The organism is Pseudomonas sp. LBUM1651 (assembly GCF_059716135.1).
In genome coordinates this window covers 5,436,806-5,452,496 of the sequence record NZ_CP166805.1, presented here as the reverse complement: position 1 = coordinate 5,452,496, position 15,691 = coordinate 5,436,806, and the positions used below count along the sequence as shown (strand labels likewise).

At 61.4% G+C, this 15,691-nt stretch carries 17 protein-coding genes; 12 read left to right on the top strand and 5 right to left on the bottom strand.

Going from position 1 to position 15,691, the window contains the following annotated elements:
* Positions 1-39 precede the first annotated feature (39 nt).
* From mpl to ACA066_RS25555, 3 genes are read left to right on the top strand one after another with little or no spacing between them, the layout of a single operon-like run.
* The gene (mpl, locus tag ACA066_RS25565; RefSeq protein ID WP_497697114.1) at positions 40-1,389 is read left to right on the top strand and encodes a UDP-N-acetylmuramate:L-alanyl-gamma-D-glutamyl-meso-diaminopimelate ligase; all 1,350 of its coding nucleotides are present in this window, start codon (positions 40-42) and stop codon (positions 1,387-1,389) included.
* Complete coding sequence (gene ubiX, locus ACA066_RS25560) at positions 1,386-2,018, top strand: flavin prenyltransferase UbiX (RefSeq protein WP_008035761.1); 633 nt, start codon at positions 1,386-1,388, stop codon at positions 2,016-2,018. Before mpl ends, ubiX begins: the two co-directional genes overlap by 4 nt.
* Positions 2,011-2,295, top strand: a complete 285-nt coding sequence (locus tag ACA066_RS25555) for a YceK/YidQ family lipoprotein (protein ID WP_497697113.1) — start codon at positions 2,011-2,013, stop codon at positions 2,293-2,295. The genes ubiX and ACA066_RS25555 overlap by 8 nt, the downstream gene beginning before the upstream one ends.
* Positions 2,296-2,440: 145 nt before the next feature.
* Here ACA066_RS25555 and ACA066_RS25550 read toward each other — a convergent pair whose 3' ends face one another.
* The 3 genes from ACA066_RS25550 to ACA066_RS25540 all read right to left on the bottom strand — a co-directional run bounded on the left by ACA066_RS25550 (position 2,441) and on the right by ACA066_RS25540 (position 5,386).
* Entirely contained in the window at positions 2,441-3,082 is a 642-nt protein-coding gene (locus tag ACA066_RS25550; protein ID WP_497697112.1) for an oxidoreductase, read from the bottom strand.
* Between the two features lie 27 nt (positions 3,083-3,109).
* Complete coding sequence (locus tag ACA066_RS25545; protein ID WP_497697111.1) at positions 3,110-4,828, bottom strand: C13 family peptidase; 1,719 nt, start codon at positions 4,826-4,828, stop codon at positions 3,110-3,112.
* A gap of 102 nt (positions 4,829-4,930) precedes the next feature.
* On the bottom strand, positions 4,931-5,386 hold the full coding sequence (locus tag ACA066_RS25540) for a MaoC family dehydratase (protein WP_497697110.1): 456 nt from the start codon (positions 5,384-5,386) through the stop codon (positions 4,931-4,933).
* Positions 5,387-5,569: 183 nt separating this feature from the next.
* Between ACA066_RS25540 and ACA066_RS25535 the strand changes: the two genes are divergently transcribed.
* The 3 genes from ACA066_RS25535 to ACA066_RS25525 are packed head-to-tail and all read left to right on the top strand — an operon-like array spanning position 5,570 to position 7,246.
* Complete coding sequence (locus ACA066_RS25535) at positions 5,570-5,932, top strand: CidA/LrgA family protein (RefSeq protein ID WP_145318709.1); 363 nt, start codon at positions 5,570-5,572, stop codon at positions 5,930-5,932.
* Positions 5,929-6,645: an LrgB family protein gene (locus ACA066_RS25530; RefSeq protein WP_497697109.1), complete on the top strand. Its 717-nt coding sequence runs from the start codon at positions 5,929-5,931 to the stop codon at positions 6,643-6,645. Before ACA066_RS25535 ends, ACA066_RS25530 begins: the two co-directional genes overlap by 4 nt.
* Positions 6,646-6,655: 10 nt before the next feature.
* Positions 6,656-7,246 (top strand): LON peptidase substrate-binding domain-containing protein, encoded by a 591-nt coding sequence (locus ACA066_RS25525; protein WP_084319700.1) that lies wholly within the window; start codon positions 6,656-6,658, stop codon positions 7,244-7,246.
* Here ACA066_RS25525 and ACA066_RS25520 read toward each other — a convergent pair whose 3' ends face one another.
* Together ACA066_RS25520 and ACA066_RS25515 are read right to left on the bottom strand one after the other, a co-directional pair.
* Positions 7,247-8,563, bottom strand: a complete 1,317-nt coding sequence (locus ACA066_RS25520; protein WP_497697108.1) for a bifunctional DedA family/phosphatase PAP2 family protein — start codon at positions 8,561-8,563, stop codon at positions 7,247-7,249.
* Between the two features lie 189 nt (positions 8,564-8,752).
* Positions 8,753-9,451: a DNA-3-methyladenine glycosylase gene (locus ACA066_RS25515; RefSeq protein WP_497697107.1), complete on the bottom strand. Its 699-nt coding sequence runs from the start codon at positions 9,449-9,451 to the stop codon at positions 8,753-8,755.
* 189 nt (positions 9,452-9,640) lie between these two features.
* On the opposite strand from ACA066_RS25515, the gene ACA066_RS25510 reads away from it, so the two are divergent.
* From ACA066_RS25510 to rodA, 6 genes are all read left to right on the top strand, one after another.
* Positions 9,641-10,912, top strand: a complete 1,272-nt coding sequence (locus ACA066_RS25510) for a glutamate-5-semialdehyde dehydrogenase (protein WP_497697106.1) — start codon at positions 9,641-9,643, stop codon at positions 10,910-10,912.
* 1 nt (position 10,913) lies between these two features.
* Positions 10,914-11,603 carry a nicotinate-nucleotide adenylyltransferase gene (gene nadD / locus ACA066_RS25505; protein ID WP_497697105.1) on the top strand — a complete coding sequence of 230 codons (690 nt, stop codon included), beginning with the start codon at positions 10,914-10,916 and terminating at the stop codon, positions 11,601-11,603.
* A gap of 72 nt (positions 11,604-11,675) precedes the next feature.
* Positions 11,676-12,170: a ribosome silencing factor gene (rsfS, locus tag ACA066_RS25500; protein ID WP_461953072.1), complete on the top strand. Its 495-nt coding sequence runs from the start codon at positions 11,676-11,678 to the stop codon at positions 12,168-12,170.
* 9 nt (positions 12,171-12,179) lie between these two features.
* The gene (rlmH, locus tag ACA066_RS25495; RefSeq protein WP_003185785.1) at positions 12,180-12,647 is read left to right on the top strand and encodes a 23S rRNA (pseudouridine(1915)-N(3))-methyltransferase RlmH; all 468 of its coding nucleotides are present in this window, start codon (positions 12,180-12,182) and stop codon (positions 12,645-12,647) included.
* 9 nt (positions 12,648-12,656) lie between these two features.
* Complete coding sequence (gene mrdA, locus ACA066_RS25490; protein ID WP_497697104.1) at positions 12,657-14,552, top strand: penicillin-binding protein 2; 1,896 nt, start codon at positions 12,657-12,659, stop codon at positions 14,550-14,552.
* 31 nt (positions 14,553-14,583) lie between these two features.
* Entirely contained in the window at positions 14,584-15,687 is a 1,104-nt protein-coding gene (rodA, locus tag ACA066_RS25485; protein ID WP_497699963.1) for a rod shape-determining protein RodA, read from the top strand.
* The last annotated feature ends 4 nt before the right edge of the window (positions 15,688-15,691 follow it).

Sequence of the window (15,691 nt, the reverse complement as noted above, 5' to 3'; positions counted from 1 at the left end):
CCCTACGCTAACCTGCGGCCATGTTTTACGAGGTCGACTATGCACATTCATATTCTTGGTATCTGCGGCACTTTCATGGGTTCGATGGCGGTTCTGGCCAAAGAGCTGGGCCATCACGTGACCGGCTCCGATGCCAACGTCTATCCGCCGATGAGCACTCAACTTGAGGCTCAGGGCATTCAGTTGACCCAGGGCTACGACCCGGCGCAACTCGATCCGGCCCCGGATCTGGTGGTCATCGGCAACGCCATGTCCCGCGGTAACCCGGCTGTGGAATACGTCCTGAACAAAGGCTTGCCGTACGTCTCCGGCCCGCAGTGGCTGGCCGATCACGTGCTGCAAGGTCGCTGGGTACTGGCCGTCGCCGGCACGCACGGCAAAACCACCACCAGCAGCATGCTCGCCTGGGTGCTGGAGCACGCGGGCATGAGCCCTGGCTTCCTGATCGGCGGCGTGCCGCAGAATTTCTCGGTGTCGGCGCGTCTGGGCGGCACGCCGTTCTTCGTGATCGAAGCCGACGAATACGACAGTGCGTTCTTCGACAAGCGCTCCAAGTTCGTTCACTACCGCCCGCGCACGGCGATCCTGAACAACCTGGAGTTCGATCATGCCGACATCTTCCCCGATCTGTCCGCTATCGAGCGACAGTTCCACCATTTGGTGCGGACTATCCCGAGCGAAGGCCTGGTGATCCACCCGACCACCGAACCGGCCTTGCAGCGTGTGATCGAGATGGGCTGCTGGACCCCGGTGCAAACTACCGGCGCTGGCGGTCAGTGGCAGGTCAAGTTGCTGAGTGAAGACGGTTCGAAATTCGAAGTGATGTTCGAAGGCGTCGCTCAAGGCGTGGTCGAGTGGGACATGACCGGTCAGCACAACGTCGCCAACGCCTTGGCCACCTTGGCGGCGGCGCGGCATGTCGGCGTTGTGCCGTCCATGGGCATCGCGGCGCTGAGCGCGTTCAAAAGCGTGAAGCGCCGGATGGAAAAAGTCGCGGAAGTCCGTGGCATCACCATCTACGACGACTTCGCTCATCACCCGACGGCCATCGCGACGACCCTCGACGGTCTGCGTAAACGCATTGGCGACGCGCCGTTGATTGCCATCATCGAGCCGCGCTCCAACTCCATGAAGCTCGGCGCTCACCGTGATGGTTTGCCGGAAAGCGTGGTCGATGCCGATCAGGTGATCTGGTACGCACCGGCCAACCTCGGCTGGGACCTGGGTGCTACCGCGGCGTTGTGCACGGTGCCGTCGATTGTCAGCGATTCCCTGGAAGGCATTATCGAGCGCGTGAAAAGTCAGGCTCAGCCTGGCACTCACGTGGTGATCATGAGCAACGGCGGCTTCGGCGGCCTGCACGGCAAACTGGCCGAGGCGCTTAAATGAACAACGGTCCGGAACGCATCACGCTGGCGATGACCGGCGCTTCGGGCGCCCAGTACGGTTTGCGCCTGCTGGACTGCCTGATCCGTGAAGATCGCGAGGTGCACTTCCTGATTTCCAAGGCTGCGCAGCTGGTGATGGCCACCGAAACTGACGTTACGTTGCCGCCGAAAACCCAGATGATGCAGGCCTTCCTCACCGAATACACCGGCGCTGCCGCCGGGCAGATTCGGGTGTACGGCAAGGAAGACTGGATGTCGCCGGTGGCCTCGGGCTCCGGCGCGCCGTCGGCGATGGTGGTGGTGCCTTGTTCGACTGGCACGTTGTCGGCTATCGCGACCGGTGCCTGCAACAACCTGATCGAACGGGCCGCTGACGTCACGCTGAAGGAGCGTCGCCAGCTGATCCTGGTGCCGCGCGAAGCGCCGTATTCGAGCATTCATCTGGAGCACATGCTCAAGTTGTCGAACATGGGCGTGACGATCCTGCCGGCGTCGCCAGGCTTCTATCATCAGCCGCAAACCATCGATGACCTGATCGACTTCGTCGTGGCGCGAATTCTCAACCTGCTGAACATTCCGCAAGACATGCTGCCGCGGTGGGGCGAACACCATCTGACCAGCGATGAATAAGCTGCTGATGATCGTGCTGGCGCTGCAACTGGCGGGCTGCGCCACGGCGCGCACGCTGGATGCTGCCAAACCGGGGGCGCCGGTGGTGTATGCGGGAACGCGGCTGGATTTGTATGCCATGAATGGCGGTTGCTGCGCCATGGATCGCTTTGGTGCGGAGGCGCCGAGCTATCCTGGCGTTGATCTGCCGGCTAGCGCTTTGCTTGATACGCTGTTGTTGCCGTTGTCGGTGTTGACGGTGATCGGCGTGAGTTTTCAGGCGACGGGCGGGTTTTAAGGCAGCTGCGATTCCTGTGGCGAGGGGGCTTGCCCCCGTTCGGCTGCGAAGCAGTCGCAGAAACAGGCGACTCAGTGTTACTGAAGCAGCAGAGGGCCGCTGCGCGACCCAACGGGGGCAAGCCCCCTCGCCACAGGTCCGCGGATTATTTGCCGAGTTTGCGCAACTCATCCGACTCAACAATCCGCAGCCCATCCTGCTCCTCCAGCGCCAACCGCCACATGGCGCGGGCCAGTTGGCAAGCTTCGATGCCGTGGTACTTGCCGGGGATCAGGCGCGACAACGGCCCGGCGATTTTCTCACCCATACGTGGCTCTATGCGATCGCCCAGCAACACCGAAGGTCGACAAATGGTCAGCTGTGGCCAGTTTTGCGCGCGCAATGCGTATTCCATCTCGCCTTTAACCCGGTTGTAGAGAATCGAGGACCTCCGATCGGCCCCCAGGGCGCTGATCACGATCAAGTGCCGCGCGCCCATTTCCCGCGCCCGTTTGGCGAAAGCCACCACCATGTCGAGATCGACCGCGCGAAACGCCTCTTCCGAGCCGGCCTGTTTGATCGTGGTGCCGAGACAGCAGTAGGCGATGTCGACGCGACCGTTCAGTTGCGGCAGGAACTCCGCCGGGTCGCCGACCGGGTTTTCCAGGTGAGGATGCTCGGCCAGCGGCCGGCGTGAGGGGGCCAATACGCGCGTGATCGTGGGCTCGTTGAGCAGGCGATCAAGCAAATGTTCACCAGTCAGACCGGTAGCTCCGGCAAGCAGTACATGCTGAGGCGTCAAGTACATAGTGTGTCCCCCTTGATACTGTTCAGCTTAGTTGCTCTTTGCATCCTTGCTGCTGATAGAGACACTTTGTAGCGCTTTTCGTGCCTGCTGTTTGCGTAACAGCTGCCAGTGGGAGAGAACGGTCTTCGGCGCCCAGATCTGCGGTTCAGAGGCTTCGAAGCTGTCTGCCAACTCCCGCTCGGCCACGGCGGCCTTGGCCAGCTTGAAGGCTTGTTCCAGATCGTCGGTCTGATTCAGGGCCTGGGCGAACAGCGCATCGCCGAAGTACGTGAAGTTGGCTTCTTCCGAGCACCCGAAGGACACGCGGTCGGCGCGCGAGGCCGTCATGATCAGCGTGCGTTCGTCCTTGAGCGCGGGAATGAAACCACCGGAGTAGCAGGACGAAATCACGATGATCTTGTCGCGGTTTTTCAGCGGCGCGAGCACGACAGCGAGTTCGTCGGCCGGCAGGTCGGACAGTTCCATGCGCGGCTGATCGAGCACGAGTTCGTGTTCGCTGGTGCCGTGGGTGGTCAGGTAGATGAAGATCAAGTCTTCCGGGCCGCTGCGTTCGGCCAGCGTCAGCGCGGCGCGGCGCAGGTTCTCCCGGGTGGCCATTGGCCGATCGACGAGATGGTCGCGGTGGTTCACCAAACGAATCTGGCTAAACGCACCGAAGCGGCTGGTGAGCATGTTGCTGACGTAATCGGATTCGCGAAGGAACACGCTCTGCTTGCCGTCACCGCCAAGAGTCAGGGTGTACAACTCGATCGCCGGGGTCGAGGCCGGCACATTGGCCAGTGCATCTTCGAGCAAGCGCCCCTGGGCCAGCAGGCCGAGTTCGAGGCTGTCGGGCAGCAGCTTGCCGTCGGCATCGCGCACTCGCTGGCCATTGACCCAGGTGCCGCTCTGCACCGTGCCATCGGTCAATACCAGCGTGCCGCGACCTTGATAACTGTCGCCGTCGAACTGACCGATGTAGAAGCTGCCGTCGGGCAGGTTCAGCCGGCCCTGACCGGTGAAGCGCCAGTCGCTGAACTGGCCGATGTAGTGGCTGCCGTCGGCACCAATCAACTCGCCCTTGCCGTTCAGCGAACCTTCCTTGAATTGGCCCAGCCAGACATCGCCGTCGGCATTCTCGTAGCGGCCCTTGCCATGCAGTTGGTTGTTCTTGAAGCCGCCGACGTAGATGTCGCCTTCAGCGCTGTTGAACGTCCCGTTGCCTTCCAGCTGACCGTCCTTGAAATGTCCGGTGAACTGATTGCCGCTGGCGTCGCCGCGCTGGCCTTCGCCGTTGGGCTTGCCATGGGCGAACTGACCTTGATACGAGCTGCCGTCTTCGAGTTCCAGACGTCCGAGCCCTGAATATTGATCGGCCTTGAATTCGCCGCGGTAGGTCATGCCGTTTTCTTTGAGGGTGCCTTCGCCTTCGCGCCGACCCGCCTTGAAGCCACCGGTGTAGCTGCTGCCGCTGGTGGTCAGCGTGCCCTGGCCGTCGAACAGCCCCAGGTTGAAATTGCCGCGATACACTTCGCCGTTGCTGCCGTGCCATTCGCCCGGGCCATGCCATTGGCCCTTGTCGAAACTGCCGGCGTACCAGCTGCCGTTCGGGTAATCGACGCGACCCTGGCCTTGAAGCAATCCGTTGACCAGGTCACCGCGATAGCGTCCGCCGTCCGGCAGGCGGGCGTCGGGAGGCAACAGCGATTCGCCGTCACCGCACGCGGTGAGCAATAGGGTCAGTGCGAGAAGTGCAAGTGGGCGCATAGCGGGATCCGGGCAATTAGGCGACCGAGTATGCCGCAGCTCTATGACCTTAAATAGAGAGAGGTCGCGAAACAGCGTGAGCTGCTTCGCATCCGGGAGGGTTTACACGAAGCAGAGTGACAATGGCTCGGCGATATAGGCCGGTTTGTCCGAACCTTCGATTTCGAGCGTGGCGGTGGCTTTGAGCAGCCATTGGCCGGGTTTCTTCTCGGTGACTTCGGTCAGATCGATCTTGAGTCGCACTTTCGAATCGACCTTGACCGGCTGAATGAACCGCACGCTGTCGAGGCCGTAATTGACCACCATCTTCAAGCCTTCAGGCAGGATGAGGATGCCTTCCATCAGTTTGGGGATCAGCGACAGCGACAGGAAGCCGTGCGCAATGGTGCTGCCAAATGGCGTTTGCGCGGCTTTGATCGGGTCTACGTGGATGAACTGATAATCCCCCGTGGCTTCGGCGAACAGGTTAATGCGGTCCTGATCGATGGTAAGCCATGCGGAACGTCCAAGTTCCTTGCCAACATAATCTTTGAGCTCTGCAACGGGAACATAGGGCATTGAGACTCTCCTTGGGTTCATCGATTTTATAGTTTTAAGGTGGGGGGATTTGACCTCCCGAATTACCACTTTAGATCAACATGGCAAATTGCTCCGGTCAACTGTCCATGCTTTTTGCGAATGCCGGTTCATAGCGTCGGCATGCTTATAATGCCGGGCGCGAATCTGCAGGGGAGAGGACGGATGTTGTTACGTGGCCTGACCTGGCTGGTGTTGTTCCAATTGCTGGGTACAGCCATCAACCATTTGTTTTTGCCGGTGCTGCCGGGGCCGATTATCGGCCTGCTGCTTCTGCTGGTGTACCTGATCTGTCGTGGTCAGGTGGGCGAACCGCTGAACCTCGCCGCGAGCAGCCTGCTGCGTTACCTGCCGTTGCTGCTGGTGCCTCCGGCCGTGGGCGTGATGGTTTACGCCAAGGACATTGCCGCGGACTTCTGGGCCATTGTGGGTGCGCTGGTGTTGTCGCTGCTGTTGTCCATGGCCTTCGCCGGTGTGCTGATGCAGCGCATGGTCAAGCGCCACGCGCACCGCGAGGACTCGCAATGATTGTTGACTGGCAAGGCGCCTGGGCGTCGGTGATTCATCATCCGTTGTTCGGCATCGGCATCACCCTCGGCGCTTATCAGCTGGTGCTGGCGGCGTTCGAGAAAACCCGCTGGATCTTTCTGCAGCCGGTGCTGGTCTCCATGTTGCTGGTGATTGGCGTTTTGGTGGGCTGCGGCCTGACGTACGCCGAGTACCGCAAGAGCACCGAGATCCTCAGCATTTTGCTCGGCCCGGCCACGGTCGCGCTGGCTGTGCCGCTTTACCTCAATCTGCGGCGGATCCGGCAGTTGTTCTGGCCGATATTTACTACGCTGGTGATAGGCGGTGTCGTCGCCACCGGCATGGGCGTGTTGCTGGGCTGGTCGTTCGGTGCCGAACACATGATCCTGATGACCATGGCGCCGAAGTCGGTGACCTCGCCGATTGCCATGCTGGTGGCCGAGCAGATTGGTGGTGTCGCGGCGCTGGCGGCGGTGTTCGTATTGATTACCGGCGTGATCGGGGCGATCTTTGGGCCGAGCCTGCTGAACCGGCTCGGCGTCCACAGCCCCGAGGCGCGCGGTATGGCGCTGGGCATGACCGCCCATGCGGTCGGCACGGCAGTGGCGATGCAGGAAAGTGAAGAATGCGGCGCCTTCGCGGCGCTGGCAATGAGTCTGATGGGCGTGGCCACGGCGGTGTTCCTGCCGTTGGCGGTGTCGATGGTGGTGTAAGGAAATGTCTATGAGCTTGCCGCTTTTCCCGCTGAACACGGTGCTGTTTCCTGGCTGCATCCTCGACTTGCAGATCTTCGAGGCGCGCTACCTGGACATGATCAGCCGCTGCATGAAACAGGGCGGCGGTTTCGGCGTGGTGTGCATTCTTGATGGCGAAGAAGTCGGCATCGCTCCGGCGGGCTACGCGCTGGTCGGCTGTGAAGCGCTGATTACCGACTTCAAGCAGCAGGACAACGGTCTGCTGGGCATTCGGGTGCAGGGCGGACGGCGTTTTCACGTGTTGCGTACTGAGGTTCAGCGCGATCAGTTGACCGTCGCCGAGGTCGAGTGGCTCGAAGACGAGCCCGAGCAACCGTTGCAGGACGAGGACGCCGACCTCGTTGCGCTGCTCAAGGCCCTGGCCGAACACCCGATGGTCGAAGCGCTGAACATGGGCACTGAAGCGACCGGGCAGCAATCACTGGCCAATCAGTTGGCCTACCTGTTGCCGTTCGCCGAAGTGGACAAGATCGATCTGCTGCAACTCGACGATCCACAGCAGCGACTGGATGCGATTCAGGCGCTGCTGGATGAGTTGCAGGGTGAGTTGTTTGCCTGATCAGTAGGCGTATCTCACCATCGCATGCGGTAAATGCCGCAACGCAAATAATCCGAACAACGCCACCAGTGCGGGCAACACCAGCCACCAGATCCTGGGTGGCATGGCATTGAGTGGTGTCTGGCGCTGACTCAACCCCAGGCTCGCCGCACAGACACACGCCGCCAGCATGGCGCCGGCCAGCACATCCGTTGGCCAGTGCGCGCCCAGATAGACGCGTGACAACGCAATCGCCAGCGCCGGCAGGCAACCCACCAGCAACCAGGTCAGGCGCATTCGCGGCGGTTGCCCTCGTCCGGCCAGAACGGCGAGTGTCAGAAACAGCGCGAAGGAGCCCGACGCGTGGCCGCTGGGCATGCTGTAGCTCACTAGCGGATCACTTAATACTTCCGGCCGCACGCGGGCGAAAAACTGTTTGGTGAAGGTGTTGCCGAGCGCGGTGACGAGCAGGGTGCTGCCCGCGAAAACCGCCTGCCGCCATTGCCGGGCCAGCAGCAGCAACACGGTCAGCAGGGCGCTGAACAGCAGCATGTTGCGGAACTCACCGATCAGCGTGAAGGTGACGGCGACTTCATCGAGCGTCGGGCTGCGGTGCTCCTGCACCAGCGTCATCACACCCTGATCGAGGGCGGTCAGGTGCGGGTAGCCGATAAACAGTCCCGCCAGGATCAGAAAACTCATGCCGCTGATCAGTATTGTCGCTTTGCGATGACGGCGCAGGCTGCTGGTTGCGCTCAAGCCCAGCATCACCGCGATGCTGCCGGCGACGATCCCGGCTTCAGGCCAGAAACCTTCCGGCAACGGCAAACGAATCGCTGCGCCCGTGGCCCAGCCCGGCAGCAGGTAGGCGACGCTCCAGCCGGCCGCGGCCAGCAGGCTGACAGCGACGAAGCGCGGGAAGGGCATGTCGAACATCCCGGCAACCATCGGCAGCATGGGCCGCAACGGCCCGATGAAACGCCCGACCAAAAGACTGGCAATGCCATAGCGCTGGAAGTAGGCCTCGGCGCCAGCGATCCATTCCGGATGGTGGCGCAGGCCGGGCAGGCGCCGGATGTTCTGATGGAAATGTCGCCCCACAAAGTAGGAAACGATATCGCCCAGCACGCCGGCGACGAATCCCAGCAACAATGTTTCGCTCAACGACAGCGCGCCGCTACCGGCCAGCACCGCGACGGCAAACAGCAACACCGTGCCGGGTACGATCAGTCCGGCAATCGCCAGGCATTCCACGAAGGCCACACTGAAAACTGCCGCGGCCAGCCACTGCGGATTTGCCGCCAACCATCCGGTCACGCTATCGAGCCATGGGCCCATAAAAACAACTCCATTGAATTTTTACAATCGCCCTCGAGGGACGAACACAATCTTCAAAACACTTCCGTCCCACTGTAGGAGCGAGCTTGCTCGCGATGGTCGTCAACGATAACGCCTGTTGTCTGGATAAGCGCGGCGTTCTGAAGACCATCGCGAGCAAGCTCGCTCCTACAGGAGGCTTAACATTGTTCAGGACAGCAAAAAATAATCGCGACCTTCGACCTGCCCCCGCCGCAGCGGGTTCCGCGTGCAATACGGCGCGTAAGCCGCGTCGACGAAGCGGTACATCAAGTGTTCGTCACGCCCATGGGGAATGCCCAGGCGCGTGGTTTGAATGATATGGCCAGGCGCCGGGCCAACGTCCTCCACCAGCAGCACTTCATGATCGAAGCGCTTGGCGTCCCAGACCGGCACCTTCAAACCCAGCGCCTTGCACAACAGCGTTTGCCCGGCACAAAGCTTTTGCGAAGGACGAGGCCGGCCCTGGGCATCTGGATTGTTCAATAGCATCTGCGCGAGGCTCGCCGGCCCGCTCAACTCATCGACCCACGGATACGCGGATTTGATCAACACCGCATTGCCCGGACCTTGAGCGCTGAAGTTCAGGGAGTCGCCGCCCCGGGCGTAATACATATAGATGTGGCCGCCATCCAGAAATAAAGCCTTACGCTTTTCTGTGTAGCCGAGAGAGGCATGGCTGCCTTTTTCTTCGAAGTAATAGGCTTCGGTCTCGATGATCCGGGCACTGAGCCACAAGTCGCCGACCCGATGACGGATGACTTTTCCGAGTAAATCCCGGGCCAGTGTCTGGGCGTCTCGGTCGAAAAACGCGTCCGGGAGGCCCTTGGGCAGGCTCGCGGCGGACGCACGAACAGTCAGGTTGGTCATGATGAACGGTGTTTATCAGGGCTGATTGAGTCGTGATGATAACAATTTGCAGCTTAATCCCGGCTGAACGTCGGCAAATTGCCCTCCATTTCGACCATCCGCCCGTCACCGCTGTTAGTCGGGGGACGCGACAGCTATAATCTGCCGCTTTACTCTTTACCAAGACCTTAGCAAAGACCACCACAGACCATGACTGAGTCCGTTCTCGACTACATGACCCGCCTGGGTCGCGCCGCCCGCGAAGCGTCGCGCATCATCGGCCGTGCCAGCACCGCGCAGAAAAACCGCGCCTTGCAGGCGGCTGCCAATGCGCTGGACGCCGCACGTGCCGAGCTGACGGCAGCCAATGAGCGGGATCTGGCTGCGGGTCGCGCCAATGGTCTGGAGCCTGCGCTGCTGGAACGTCTGGCGCTGACCCCGGAACGCATCGACGGCATGATCGTCGGTTTGCGTCAGGTAGCAGCGTTGCCGGACCCGGTCGGCGCCATTCGCGACATGAGCTTCCGTCCGTCGGGGATTCAGGTCGGCAAGATGCGCGTGCCGTTGGGCGTGATCGGAATCATCTACGAATCCCGGCCCAACGTGACCATCGATGCCGCCAGCCTGTGCCTCAAGTCCGGCAATGCGACCATCCTGCGCGGCGGTTCCGAAGCGATTCATTCCAACCGTGCCATTGCTGCCTGCATCCAGCGCGGTCTGGCCGAAGCCGATCTGCCGGCCGCCGTGGTTCAAGTGGTCGAAACCACTGACCGCGCCGCCGTGGGCGCGCTGATCACCATGCCTGAATACGTCGACGTCATCGTGCCCCGCGGCGGCCGTGGCCTGATCGAGCGCATCAGTCGTGACGCGCGCGTTCCGGTCATCAAACATCTGGACGGCATCTGCCACGTTTACGTCAGTGCCCACGCCGATCTGCCGAAAGCCCAGCGCATCGCCTTCAACGCCAAGACTTACCGTTATGGCATCTGCGGCGCGATGGAAACGCTGCTGGTGGATCAAACCGTTGCCAAGGATTTCCTGCCATCGATGGCTGCACAGTTCCGCGAAAAAGGCGTTGAACTGCGTGGTTGCGAACGCACTCGGGCGATCATCGATGCCGCGGTAGCTACTGAAGAAGACTGGAACACCGAATACCTGGCGCCGATCCTCTCGATCCGTGTGGTCGACGGGCTGGACCAGGCCATCGAGCACATCAATAAGTACGGCTCCCATCACACCGATTCGATCGTCAGCGAAAACCTGGCGGACACCCGGCGTTTCGTCGCGGAAGTCGATTCGGCGTCGGTGATGATCAATACCCCGACGTGCTTCGCCGATGGTTTCGAATACGGATTGGGTGCCGAGATTGGCATTTCTACTGATAAGCTGCACGCCCGTGGCCCGGTGGGTCTCGAAGGTCTGACCTGCGAGAAGTACATTGTGGTCGGTGATGGCCAGTTGCGCGGCCAGGCGTCGGTCTGACTTGGGCGACCTGAAACCATCGGGCCCGGTCACCGCCAGCGAACCTGCGCCTCGACGTATCGGCATGCTGGGCGGGACGTTCGACCCGGTGCACATCGGCCATTTGCGCGGTGCGCTGGAAGTCGCCGAATCGCTGGCGCTCGATGAGTTGCGCCTGACACCCAGTGCCAGGCCGCCTCATCGTGGCACGCCGCAGGTGTCGGCGAAGGACCGTCTGGCGATGGTCAAGTGCGCGGTGGCCGGTGTGGCACCGTTGGTGGTGGACGCCCGCGAATTGCAGCGGGACAAACCGTCCTACACCATCGATACCCTGGAACTGATGCGTGCCGAACTGGCCGCTGAAGACCAGGTTTTTCTACTTTTGGGCTGGGACGCATTTTGCGGCCTGCCCACTTGGCACCGCTGGGAAGAGTTGCTCCAGCATTGCCACATCCTGGTGCTGCAACGCCCGGATGCCGACAGCGAACCGCCGGATGCCTTGCGCAACCTGCTGGCAGCGCGCTCGGTGAGCGACCCGCTGGCCCTCAAAGGGCCGAGCGGACAGATTGCATTCGTCTGGCAGACACCGCTCGCGGTATCCGCCACCCAGATCCGTCAACTGCTGGCCAGCGGTAAGTCGGTACGTTTCCTGGTGCCCGACGCGGTCCTGGCCTACATCGATGCGCACGGACTCTACCGTGCGTCGAACTGAAAAAGGGTGCGCTTCAAGGCACGTGAATGCGTGTAGCGAAGCGCCCGAACATACGAGCAAAACGAGTTTTATATGACTGACAAAGACGTAGCTAAAGTAAAGCGCAAAGGCACATTCAAGAGCGCCCCCCTGCCAGTAGAAGCTCCAACCGGCCCTGAGCTGGCTGGCGAAGAGCTGGTCAAGGTTGCCGTAGCAGCCCTGGAAGACGTCAAGGCCCAGGACATTCAGGTCATCGACGTTCGTGAAAAGCAGAGCATCACTGACTTCATGATCATCGCCACCGGTACGTCCAACCGCCAGATCGGCGCGATGCTGGACAAGGTTCGCGAAGCCGTCAAAGCCCAGGGCGTCAAGCCGCTGGGTGAAGAAGGCAAGGGCGACAGCGACTGGGTCCTGCTGGATATGGACGACGTCATCGTGCACATGATGACCGCCTCGGCTCGCCAGTTCTACGACCTGGAGCGCCTGTGGGCCGGTGCAGAGCAGAGCCGTTCGGCCAGCGCTGCGCATCACAGCCCGGAAAACACCCATGAGCATTTCACCAAGCTCAACAAAGACCAGCAATAAGGGACCGCTGTGCGACTGCGACTGATCGCCGTCGGTTCACGCATGCCCAAATGGGTGGAAGAAGGCTGGCATGAATATGCCAAGCGTCTTCCGTCCGAGCTGGCGCTGGAACTGGTGGAAATACCGCTCAACACCCGTGGCAAAAACGCCGACGTGGCACGCTTCATCCGTCAGGAAGGCGAAGCCATGCTGGCCAAGGTCGGGCCGAACGAGCGTATTGTGACCCTCGAAGTCCACGGCAAGCCCTGGAGCACCGAGCAGTTGGCGGTTGAACTCGATCGCTGGCGGCTCGACTCGCGCACGGTGAATTTCATGGTCGGCGGCCCCGAAGGGCTGGCGCCGGAAGTCTGTGCGCGGGCCGATCAGCGCTGGTCGTTGTCGCCATTGACGTTGCCGCACCCGCTGGTGCGGATTCTGATCGGCGAACAGCTGTACCGTGCCTGGACAGTTCTGTCCGGCCACCCTTACCACAAGTAGTTCTGCCTCATGCCCCAGCCGATCCGCATCAAGGACCACGAAAAAGACGCCCGTCTGGTGCGTGGCCGCGTCGTGTTCGGGGCAATTGCGGTGGTGGCGCTGTTCGGCGTGCTGATCGCGCGGCTGTATTTCCTGCAGGTGATCCAGTACGAATACCACTCGACCCTGTCGGAAAACAACCGCGTCCACGTGCAGCCGATTCCGCCGACCCGTGGGCTGATCTTCGACCGCAATGGCGTGGTGGTGGCCGACAACCGGCCGAGCTTCAGCCTGAGCATGACCCGCGAGCGTTCCGGCGACTGGCAGCAAGTGCTCGATGTGATCGTCGAAGTGCTGGAGATGACGCCCGAGGATCGGGTGATCTTCGAGAAACGCATGCGGCAGGGGCGTCGGCCATTCGAGCCAGTGCCGATCCTGTTCGAGCTGACCGAAGAACAGATCGCCCGTATCGCCGTGAACCAGTTCCGCTTGCCGGGTGTTGAAGTGGTTGCGCAACTGGTGCGGCATTACCCGCAGGGCGCGCACTTTGCGCACTCGGTGGGTTACATGGGGCGGATCAACGAGAAAGAGCTGAAATCCCTCGATCCGGTCAATTACAGCGGCACCCACCACATCGGCAAGACCGGCATCGAACGTTTCTACGAGCCCGAACTGCACGGTCAGGTGGGTTACGAAGAAGTCGAGACCAACGCTCGGGGCCGCGTATTGCGTGTGCTCAAGCGTACCGATCCGATTCCCGGCAAGGACATCGTCCTGAGCCTGGACATCAAATTGCAGGAAGCCGCCGAAGCTGCGCTCGGTGGTCGCCGTGGCGCAGTGGTGGCGCTGGACCCGAAAACCGGTGAAGTGCTGGCAATGGTCAGTCAGCCGAGTTTCGACCCCAACCTGTTCGTCACCGGTATCAGCTTCAAAGCCTATTCCGAGTTGCGCGACTCTATCGACCGGCCGCTGTTCAACCGCGTGCTGCGTGGTTTGTACCCGCCGGGTTCGACCATCAAGCCGGCGGTGGCGATTGCCGGTCTGGATTCGGGCGTGGTCACCGCATCGACCCGGGTCTTCGACCCCGGTTACTACATGCTGCCCAATTACGATCACAAATACCGCAACTGGAACCGTACCGGCGACGGTTACGTGGACCTGGACACGGCGATCATGCGGTCCAACGACACCTATTTCTATGACCTGGCGCACAAGCTGGGGATCGATCGGCTGTCGGCGTACATGGGCAAGTTCGGTATCGGCCAGAAGGTCTCCCTGGACATGTTCGAAGAGTCGCCGGGGTTGATGCCGTCTCGTGAGTGGAAGCGTGCGACCCGTCGTCAGGCGTGGTACCCGGGCGAAACACTGATTCTCGGGATCGGCCAGGGCTACATGCAATCGACTCCGTTGCAGTTGGCCCAGGCCACGGCGCTGGTGGCCAACAAAGGCGTGTGGAACCGCCCGCACCTGGCCAAGACCGTCGAAGGCGAGCGGCCGAAGGATGAAAATCCGATGCCGGACATTGTCCTGCGCGATCCGTCCGACTGGACCAAGGTCAACCACGGCATGCAGCAGGTAATGCACGGTGCCCGCGGTACGGCGCGCAAGGCTTCGATCGGCGCGCAATACCGGATCGCCGGCAAAAGTGGTACGGCCCAGGTGGTCGCGATCAAGCAGGGTGAGAAGTACGACCGCTCCAAGGTTCAGGAGCGCCACCGCGACCACGCCTTGTTCGTCGGCTTCGCGCCGGCCGACAACCCGCAAATCGTGGTGTCGGTGATGGTCGAGAACGGCGAGTCCGGTTCCGGCGTCGCCGCGCCGGTGGTGCGTCAAGTCATGGACGCCTGGCTCCTGGACCAGGACGGCCGACTGAAAGCCGAATACGCCAGCCCAATCAGTGCGGAGGCTACGGCCCGTGAAGAGTAATTTCGATCGCATCCTTTCCAGTGAGGATGTGATGCGTCGCCGTGCGACGCTGTTGCAACGCATGCACATCGACGGCCCGTTGTTGATCCTGCTGCTGACTCTCGCCGCCGGTAGCCTGTTCGTGCTGTATTCGGCCAGCGGCAAGAGCTGGGATCTGCTGGCCAAGCAAGCCACCTCGTTCGGCATCGGCCTGGTGTCGATGATCGTGATTGCGCAGTTCGAGCCGCGCTTCATGGCCCGCTGGGTGCCGGTCGGTTATGTGCTCGGCGTGCTGTTGCTGGTGGTGGTGGACGTCATGGGCCACAACGCCATGGGCGCCACGCGCTGGATCAACATTCCGGGGGTGATCCGCTTCCAGCCTTCGGAGTTCATGAAGATCCTGATGCCGGCGACCATCGCCTGGTACTTGTCCAAACGCACCTTGCCGCCGCAGCTCAAGCATGTGGGCGTCAGTCTGTTTCTGATTGGTTTGCCGTTCATTCTGATCGTGCGCCAGCCCGACCTCGGTACTTCGTTGCTGATTCTCGCGGGCGGTGCGTTCGTGCTGTTCATGGGTGGCCTGCGCTGGCGCTGGATTCTCAGCGTGCTGGCCGCGGCCGTGCCGGTGGCCGTGGGGATGTGGTTCTTCATCATGCACGACTACCAGAAGCAGCGAATCCTGACGTTCCTCGACCCGGAAAGCGATCCGCTGGGCACCGGCTGGAACATCATCCAGTCGAAAGCGGCCATCGGCTCCGGTGGCGTCTTCGGCAAAGGCTGGCTGCTGGGTACCCAGTCGCACCTGGACTTCCTGCCGGAAAGCCACACCGACTTCATTATTGCGGTCATGGGCGAGGAGTTCGGCCTGGTCGGCATCTGCGCGCTGCTGCTGATTTACTTGCTGTTGATCGGCCGCGGGCTGGTGATTACCGCCCAGGCCCAGACATTGTTCGGCAAATTGCTTGCGGGCGCCCTCACCATGACGTTTTTTGTTTACGTTTTCGTCAACATCGGTATGGTCAGTGGCCTGTTGCCGGTTGTAGGGGTGCCGTTGCCGTTCATTAGCTACGGAGGAACTTCGCTGGTAACGCTGCTGTCAGGGTTTGGGGTTTTGATGTCGATCCATACCCATCGCAAGTGGATCGCACAAGTTTGAATAA